Origin of the sequence: Pantoea sp. SIMBA_079 (assembly GCF_046940275.1) — a bacterium.
GTDB lineage: Bacteria > Pseudomonadota > Gammaproteobacteria > Enterobacterales > Enterobacteriaceae > Pantoea > Pantoea borealis.
In genome coordinates this window covers 1-276 of record NZ_JAWRYR010000234.1, presented here as the reverse complement: position 1 = coordinate 276, position 276 = coordinate 1, and the positions used below count along the sequence as shown (strand labels likewise).

General features: G+C 67.0%; 1 protein-coding gene. It reads left to right on the top strand.

The window, feature by feature from the left end; genetic code table 11:
- On the top strand, window positions 1–276 hold a 276-nt coding region (locus SB719_RS19845; protein WP_412159690.1), incomplete at both ends, for a S8 family serine peptidase.

Below are 276 nucleotides of genomic sequence, written 5' to 3'. Positions count from 1 at the left end.
CGCGCGGTCCTCCTTCTCCAACTTCGGCAGCTGCGTGAACATCTTCGCGCCGGGCAGCTCGATCACCTCGGCATGGTCCACCAGCACGTCGGCCTCGAATACGATCAGCGGCACCTCGATGGCGTCGCCCCACGTGGCCGGCGCCGCGGCACTGTATCTGACCAACAATCCGTCGGCGTCGCCGGCGACGGTGCGCAACTGGCTCTACAGCAATTCGACGCCCAACCGGGTCAGCAACCCCGGCACCGGTTCGCCGAACCGGTTGCTCTACACGCG